5 protein-coding genes are annotated in these 6381 nt (G+C 74.3%); all 5 read left to right on the top strand.

Annotated features, from left to right (window positions below):
• Window positions 1–239: 239 nt before the first annotated feature.
• The 5 genes from ACFY4B_RS41710 (at window position 240) to ACFY4B_RS41690 (ending at window position 6338) form a co-directional block, all read left to right on the top strand.
• Entirely contained in the window at window positions 240–1649 is a 1410-nt protein-coding gene (locus ACFY4B_RS41710) for a sensor histidine kinase (protein ID WP_387976832.1), read from the top strand.
• Entirely contained in the window at window positions 1601–2266 is a 666-nt protein-coding gene (locus ACFY4B_RS41705; RefSeq protein WP_049659962.1) for a response regulator transcription factor, read from the top strand. The genes ACFY4B_RS41710 and ACFY4B_RS41705 overlap by 49 nt, the downstream gene beginning before the upstream one ends.
• 246 nt (window positions 2267–2512) lie before the next feature.
• The gene (locus ACFY4B_RS41700; protein ID WP_387976829.1) at window positions 2513–4111 is read left to right on the top strand and encodes a DUF2637 domain-containing protein; all 1599 of its coding nucleotides are present in this window, start codon (window positions 2513–2515) and stop codon (window positions 4109–4111) included.
• Between the two features lie 109 nt (window positions 4112–4220).
• Complete coding sequence (locus ACFY4B_RS41695) at window positions 4221–5510, top strand: DUF6986 family protein (RefSeq protein WP_387976826.1); 1290 nt, start codon at window positions 4221–4223, stop codon at window positions 5508–5510.
• 171 nt (window positions 5511–5681) lie between these two features.
• Window positions 5682–6338 carry a YigZ family protein gene (locus ACFY4B_RS41690; RefSeq protein ID WP_049659555.1) on the top strand — a complete coding sequence of 219 codons (657 nt, stop codon included), beginning with the start codon at window positions 5682–5684 and terminating at the stop codon, window positions 6336–6338.
• Window positions 6339–6381 lie beyond the last annotated feature (43 nt).

The following is a 6381-nucleotide window of genomic DNA, read 5'->3' as shown; positions in this document are numbered from 1 at the left end:
GCAGGGGGGACCCTGTGGGAGAGTAGGACGCCGCCGAACAATTCTTCAGAAGAACCCCCATCCGGGTCCCGGATGGGGGTTCTTCGCGTTTTCAGACTGTCTCATCGGTCGGTGTCACTTCCTCCACTCACAGGTGGTCCTAGGTCTACCTCGGTTTTGGGGTGCCATGGCCAGTGTGGGTGATGGACGGTTCGTGAAGACTGATGGAGGACGATCGGTACCGGCATCAGGAGCTTCCCGTGACAACAGTGAGTCGTACGAGCGGCGCGTCCGTACGTGCTCAGGCCCAGGCGGCCTTCAAGGCCGGCGGTGAGGGGCTGGCGCGGCTCGGTGTGGTGGTGTTGGCCGCGGTGCCGGGAGTGGTGCTGCCGGTGGGCGCGGCGATCTGCTCGGGGGCGGTCACGGCCCGGCTCCTGCAGTCGTACGACCTGGGCGTCTTCCTCTCGCTCCTGGTGGCAGCGACCGTCGGCGCCGTGGTGGCCGCGGCCAGCATCCGCCGTACCGCGAACCGCACCCGCGGCCAGCTGGAGCGCTGGTTCGGCATCCGGCTGCCGGCGGTCTACGAGCCCCGGCCGGAGCTGGAGTTGGACGGCCGGGGGCACTGGTGGACGGGCTACACCTACCACCGGTCGCGGACGGTGGCGAAGTACGTCCAGGTGGTCCACTGGGGCCTGCGGGACCGGACCACCCGCGCCGAGCTGCTCTGGCTGCTGGCGAACCCGTTCCTCGTGGTGGCCCTCGCCGGCCCGGTGGCCGTCCTGCTCGGGCTGGGCGTCGCCTACATCCTGGCCGGGCCGGTGCCGGCGGACGGGTTCGGCCCGTTGAGCAGCCGGATGGTGGCCGTCCTGCTGAGCGCCGTGCTCGGGGCCGCCATGATCGTCGCGGGCATACTCGCGGCACCGTACGCGGTGCGGGGGTACGTGGAGGCCGCCCGCCGGGTGCTGGACCAGGACGGCCGGGCGACGAACGCCCAGCTGACCAGGCGGGTGGCCGAGTTGACCGAGACCCGGGCGGACGCGGTCGGCAACCAGGCCGCCGAGCTGCGGAGGATCGAGCGGGACCTGCACGACGGCGCCCAGGCGCGACTGGTCGCGATCGGGATGACGCTGGGCACCATCGAGCACCTGATGAACACCGACCAGGAGGCCGCGCGGGAGCTCCTCGCCGAGGCCCGCCAGTCCTCGGCCCGGGCCCTCCAGGAGCTGCGGGACCTGGTGCGCGGCATCCACCCGCCGGTGCTCGCCGAGCGCGGGCTGGGCGACGCCGTCCGGGCGCTGGCGCTGGACAGCGCCCTGCCGACCGAGGTGTGCGTGAGCCTGCCGGACCGGCCGCCGGCGCCGGTGGAGGCCGCCGTGTACTTCAGCATCTGCGAGCTGCTGGCCAACGCGGCCAAGCACTCGGAGGCGGAGCAGGTGTGGGTGGACATCCTCTACCGGGCCGGCTTCCTGCGGGTCACGGTGACGGACGACGGGGTGGGGGTGGCGGACCCTTCGCGGGGGACCGGACTGCGCGGGATCGAGAAGCGATTGGGTACCTTCGACGGTGTCCTCTCCATCGACAGCACGTCGGGCGGACCCACCACCATCACCTTGGAGTTGCCGTGCGAGTTGTCCTCGCCGAGGACCTCTACCTTCTTCGCGAAGGCCTGATCCGGCTGCTGGAAGCGCACGGCTTCACCATCGCCGCGGCGGTGGAGACCGGGCCCGAGCTGTTGGACGCGCTGCTGACCCACCGGCCGGACGTGGCCGTGGTCGACGTCCGGCTGCCCCCGACGCTCACCGACGAGGGCCTGCAGGCGGCGCTCAAGGCCCGTCGGGAGATCGCGGGCCTGCCGGTGCTGGTGCTGTCGCAGCACGTCCAGCAGCTCTACGCGCGGGAGTTGCTGGCCGACGGCACCGGGGGGATCGGCTACCTCCTGAAGGACCGGGTGTTCAACGCCGGGCAGTTCATCGACGCGGTCCGCCGGGTGGCGGCGGGCGGCACGGCGATGGACCCGGACGTGATCGCCAAGCTGATGCAGACCACCTCGCGCCGGCCCGGTCCGCTGCTGCGGCTCTCCCCGCGCGAGCGCGAGGTGCTGGAGCTGATGGCCGAGGGCTGTTCCAACTCGGCGATCGCCGCCCGCCTCTCGGTGAGCGACGGCGCGGTGGCCAAGCACATCGCCAACATCTTCGGCAAGCTCGAACTCGCCCCCGACGAGGACGCCAACCGCCGGGTGCTGGCGGTGCTGACCTACCTCAACGGCACGGCGGGGCAGACCGGCTGACGATCCGGCGGCGCCTCCGCTCCGACCCCGCGTGGTGCCGGTGGCCGGGGCCCGGGCCGCCGCACTGTGACACCCCAGGCTGTGGGCACGCTAAACACGTGTACGAGTAAACTCCGGTGAGCCGAGCCCGGAGGTTGCCCAGCCGTCCGGCGGCCCGACCAACGGGGTCCGGCGGCCCGACCAAACGGGACCCGGCAGCCGAGGCAGCGTACGGCAGCAGCCGACATCCAGGGGTTGATAGACGTAATGGCACGCCCAACGCTCACCAAGGCCCATCGGGGCCTGCTCGGCCTGGTCGCGGCCGGTGCCTTCATCATCTCGGGCATCGGCTTCGCGGGTTCGTACAACGCGGTGCGCGACCTGGCCGAGCAGAAGGGTTTTGGCGCCTTCTCCTACGCCTTCCCGATCGGTGTGGACGCCGGCATCGTCGTGCTCCTCGCGCTCGACCTGGTGCTGACCTGGCTGCGGATACCCTTCCCGATGCTGCGGCAGACCGCGTGGCTGCTGACCGTCGCCACCATCGCCTTCAACGCGGCCGCCTCCTGGGGCGACCCGCTGGGCATGGGGATGCACGCCGTCATCCCGGTGCTCTTCGTCGTCGTGGTCGAGGCCTCGCGGCACGCGGTCGGCCGGATCGCGGCGATCACCGCGGACCGCCACATGGAGTCGGTCCGGGTGATGCGCTGGCTCCTCTCCCCGGTACCGACCTTCCGGCTCTGGCGGCGGATGAAGCTCTGGGAGCTCCGCTCCTACGACGAGGTCATCCGGCTGGAGCAGAACCGCCTGGTCTACCGGGCGCAGCTGCGCTTCCGGTACGGCCGCGGCTGGCGCCGCTCGGCACCGATCCAGGCGCTGCTGCCGCTCAAACTCGCCAAGTTCGGCGTGCCGCTGGACCCGGCGCTGCTCGACCGGCTCGACGACGACGGCCGGGCGCGCGACGTCAAGGAGGTGCCGGCGGAGCAGGAGACGCCGGGGGTGGCCCCGCAGGAGAACCGCGTCGCCGCGGCCATCGCCCCGGCCGCCGAGGCCCACGCCCAGCAGCCCCCGCACCCGCAGCAGGCACCGCAGGCCGTCCAGCCGGCCGCCCCGCAGGTCCAGCACGCCCAGCCCGACCAGGTCCAGGGGCAGTCGCAGGCCCAGCCCGAGCAGCCGCAGGCGCCCGCTGCCGTCGCACCGCTGTCCGCCGAGGTCGCCGCGCCGATGCTCGCGAAGCTGGCCGCCGTCCGGCTGCGGGCCGCCCAGGAGCCGGACGCGGCGGCGGAGGCCGCCCCGCAGCCGCGCGGCGAGGAGCTGAACGTCTGGACCGAGCGCCCGGTCCGCACCACCGGCCACCCGACCGACGCCGCCCCGGGCGGTCGGGTGCCCGGGCAGGCCTCGCCCTGGTTCAAGCCCCCGCGCCCGGTCGCCGAGGAGCCCGCCCCCGCCCCCGCCCCCGCCGCAGCCGTCGCCCCGGGCCCGGCCCCCGTGCCCGCGCCCGGTCCGCAGGCCCAGCACCCGGTCGGCCCGCAGCAGCGGTCCGAGCAGTTCGAGCAGCCGGAGCAGCCCGCCGAGTTCGCGCAGCCCGCCGAGCCCGCGCAGCCGGTCCCGGCCGCCGAGTCGGCCCGCGCCGAGCAGTCCGCGTTCTCCCCGGCGCCCGCGCGCCTCGACCCGGACGTCGCCTACGCGGCGCTCGTCTCGTACATGGACGCCCACAGCCACCAGCCCGACCCCCAGCGCCTCGCCGACTGGCTGACCAGGGAGTACGGCGTCACCGGCAAGGGACCGGACGGCTCGGTCCACCCCAAGGAGGTCGCCGACCTCTACCCGGAGCTGAACGAGCGCTACGCCGCGGCCGGGCGGGACTGACCGCCGCCGCCACCGTCCAGGGCCCGGGCGGCCATTGACGCCCGAGCCCGCCGGAGCTACCTTCGCCTCAACAAACTGTTGAAGCGCTGGTTCGGCATGGGGAGTGCGGATGACACGGGTCGGGGTCGACGGAAACGGGCCGACGGACGGGGCCTCCTTCTCCACCGGGGCCCGCGCCGCGGTGGAGGCGCTGCTCGCCCCGGTCGACGCCGATCTGGCGCGCCGTTACCCGGGTGAGCCCGGGACCAGGCAGCCGGTGCACACCGTCTACGTCCCGGCCGACGCCTTCGGCGCCGACACCGTGCGGGAGTGGGGCCGCCGGGCCCTGGAGGCCTTCGACCGCCACGCCGCCACCCCCGCCGAACTGGCCCGGGCCCTCGGCGTCTCGGACGACGAGCTGCTCGCCGACGTGCACGCCCGGGTCCGCGCCAAGCTGCAGCGCGAGCCGGTCGAGGACCTGCGGATCGACTTCGAGGACGGGTACGGACCCCGCCCCGACGCCGAGGAGGACGCGGCCGCCGTCCGCGCCGCCGAGCTGGTCGCCGCGGCGGTGGCCGAGGGCGGCGCCCCGCCGTACCTCGGCATCCGGACCAAGTGCATGGAGGCCGCCGTCCGGGCCCGCGGCATCCGCACCCTGGAGCTGTTCCTGGCCACCCTGCTGGCCAACGGCGGGCTCCCGGAAGGCCTGGTCATGACCCTGCCCAAGGTGACCTACGCCGAGCAGGTCACCGCGCTGGTCCGGCTGCTGGAGGACTTCGAGGGCCGGGCCGGGCTGCCCGCCGGCCGGATCGGCTTCGAGATCCAGATCGAGACCACCCAGGCGATCCTCGGCCCGGACGGCCGGGCCACCGTCGCCCGGATGATCGAGGCCGCCGAGGGGCGCGCCACCGGCCTGCACTACGGCACCTTCGACTACAGCGCCGCCTGCGGCGTCAGCGCGGCCCACCAGAGCATGGACCACCCGGTCGCCGACCACGCCAAGGCGGTCATGCAGGTGGCGGCCGCGGGCACCGGGGTGCGGCTCTCCGACGGTTCGACCAACGTCGTCCCGACCGGCTCCACCGAACAGGTGCACGCCGCCTGGAAGCTCCACCACGGACTGGTCCGCCGCTCGCTGGCCCGCGCCTACCACCAGGGCTGGGACATGCACCCGGCACACCTGCCCACCCGCTACGTCGCCGTCTACTCCTTCTACCGCGAGGGCCTGGCGGCCGCCGCCGCGCGGCTGGCCGCGTACGTCGCCAAGGCGGGCGGCGACGTGATGGACGAGCCGGCCACCGCCCGGGCGCTGAGCGGCTACCTGCTGCGCGGACTGGACTGCGGCGCCGTCGACCTCGCCGAGGTCACCGCGCTGACCGGCCTGGACCGCGGGCGGCTGAACGCCCTGGCCGGCCGCTGACCCGTCCGCGTCCGACAGTCAGGTCCCGGCCGTCGATCCTCCGGCTCGGCCGGCTCCCGGCCCCCGGCCGTTGATCCCTCCCGTCGTGCGCCAACTAGGCTGGCGGTGCCGCCCCGGTGTCCCGGGGCGCGCGCCGTCAGCCTTCACCGTCCTCGGGAGGACCCCCGCGCCATGTCCGCCACGCCGGAGCCCACCGCCAGGCCGTACCTCACCATCCGGCGGGCCGGCAGCCACGAGACCGAGATCAAGAAGTCCCGGTTCATCTGCCACCTCGCCCGGGTCACCGACGAGGAGGGGGCGCAGGCCTTCATCGCGGGCATCCGCAAGCAGTACTGGGACGCCCGGCACAACTGCACCGCCTTCGTGGTCGGCGACGAGCAGCGCCGCGAGCGCTCCAGCGACGACGGCGAACCCGGCGGCACGGCCGGGGTGCCGATGCTGGAGGTGCTGCGCCGACGCGGGCTGACCGACACGGTCGCCGTGGTCACCCGGTACTTCGGCGGGATCAAGCTCGGCGCGGGCGGCCTGGTGCGGGCGTACGGGAACGCGGTGTCGGAGGCGGTGGACGAGGTCGGCCTGCTGGAGCGCCGCCCGGTCGCGCTGCTCGCGGTGACGGTGGACCACGTCCGGGCCGGGCGGGTGGAGAACGACCTGCGGGCGGCCGGGTACACGGTGAGCGACCTGGCCTACGAGGCCGCCGGGGTGCGGATCGAGGTGGGGGTGCCGGAGCCGGACGTGGCGGACTTCCACACCTGGCTGGCCGAGGCGACCGGCGGTACCGCGGTGGCGGTCCCGGCCGGCCGCACGTACGTCGAGGTGCCGGTCTGACCCGAGGTGCCGCTCTGGCCGCGGGGGCGGGGGGTAGCTCCTG

It is taken from the genome of Kitasatospora sp. NPDC001261, assembly GCF_042896795.1.
GTDB lineage: Bacteria > Actinomycetota > Actinomycetes > Streptomycetales > Streptomycetaceae > Kitasatospora.
Note: the sequence above shows the minus strand (reverse complement) of the source record. Positions and strands in the feature narration are given on the sequence as shown.

Excerpts from the sequence above, each read along its gene's own strand:
- ACFY4B_RS41695 (WP_387976826.1), top strand. The coding sequence starts at position 4,221 with ATGACACGGGTCGGGGTCGACGGAAACGGGCCGACGGACGGGGCCTCC.
- ACFY4B_RS41690 (WP_049659555.1), top strand. The coding sequence starts at position 5,682 with ATGTCCGCCACGCCGGAGCCCACCGCCAGGCCGTACCTCACCATCCGG.
- ACFY4B_RS41700 (WP_387976829.1), top strand. The coding sequence starts at position 2,513 with ATGGCACGCCCAACGCTCACCAAGGCCCATCGGGGCCTGCTCGGCCTG.